At 57.8% G+C, this 1458-nt stretch carries 1 protein-coding gene; it reads left to right on the top strand.

The window, feature by feature from the left end; all coding sequences use genetic code 11:
* Positions 1-165: 165 nt before the first annotated feature.
* The gene (locus OVO38_RS12360; RefSeq protein ID WP_095546097.1) at positions 166-1392 is read left to right on the top strand and encodes an IS1249 family transposase; all 1227 of its coding nucleotides are present in this window, start codon (positions 166-168) and stop codon (positions 1390-1392) included.
* Positions 1393-1458: the final 66 nt, after the last annotated feature.

The raw sequence follows: 1458 nt of genomic DNA, 5'->3' as shown, positions 1-1458 counted from the left end.
GGGTTAAGCGACAAAATGTGTGCTTTTTGAGCTATAGATTCCCGGTCTTACCTCCGGCTACGGCGGGAAAGTGCTCGTCGAATCGGGATTCCTGGCTTGCAACATGAAGGTCCACCACTCCAGCCATGAGATGTGCTACTGGCACTGGCTGTTAAACCAGCCTGCATGCCAACTCAACACAGAAAGAGAAAACACAACAGACCCCTGTGCCCGGCATGCCAGCACACCACCATAAAAATGGGCACCACCTCCAGCGGAACACAGCGATGGCGCTGCACACACTGCGGACACACCTTCACCAACCCCAACGCGGCAAAGACCAACGCATACCGGTTTGCCATCTTCATCGACTGGATTACCGGCCAGCGCCCCCTCGATGCTGTCGCTGCAGCCCACAACGTCTCCAGGCGCACACTTATCCGCTGGTTTACCTACTTCTGGTTCATCATCGTCCCGTGCAAACCAGACCCGTACCGCGTCTACGACCAACTTTTTATAGACGGCACCTACTTCCACAAAAAATGCCTGCTTGTCGCCGCAACCAGCGATCACGTCGTCGCCTGGCACTGGTGCACACGAGAAACCGCCTATGACTACGCCAAACTCTTCGACCTGATCGCCGAACCCCTCGTCGTCACCACAGACGGCTCCGGTGGCGCGCACAAAGCCATCAAACAATGCTGGCCAAACGCCTCTATCCAACGCTGCCTCGTCCACGTGCGACGCGACACCATCAAAGACACCACACGCCAACCAACACTGACCGCCCACAAGGCACTGCTTCGCCTCGGCAACCAACTGACCCACATCACCACCCGTGAACAGGCAATTGACTGGGCACTTCGCCTCAACCGTTTCCATGACCTCTACGGCGATTGGCTCAAAGACCGCACCTACCGCGACCAAGTCAGCGACAAAGAGATCCCAAAACACGTTCGCGACAACCAGCAATGGTGGTACACCCACCCCAGAGCCCGCAGAGCCTACCGCCGATTCGAACGCCTCTACCAACAAGGCCACCTCTTCGTCTGGCTCACCCCACCAAACGACACCGCAACCGGACTGAAAACCACCACAAACAGCCTGGAAGGTGGGGTCAACGCACAACTTAAACACCTTGCCCGAGCCCACCGCGGCACATTTGACGAACACCAACGAATCATCATGGACTGGTGGCTCTACCTGCACACCCAGCACCACGATGACCCGCTGGCACTAGCAATCGAGCAAAACTTCGGCCACGTCGGCTACGCACGCGCCCGCCAGGCACACATGCGCCAACGCGACCAAGCCAACTCACCCGACGGCCGGCCGAAAGTCTACGACACCGGCATCGACACCGACTTCAACCCCTCCTGGGCCATCCGACACGGCTGGGCAGGACGAACATAACCCCAGCACAACACACCCAAAAACCACCCATCCCACCCCCAAAAAAGCACACATTTTGTCGCTTAA

Source organism: Corynebacterium sp. Marseille-P8863 (assembly GCF_946902955.1).
GTDB lineage: Bacteria > Actinomycetota > Actinomycetes > Mycobacteriales > Mycobacteriaceae > Corynebacterium > Corynebacterium gottingense.
The sequence above is the reverse complement of the archived record's forward strand: the minus strand, read 5'-3'. Positions and strand labels throughout refer to the sequence as shown.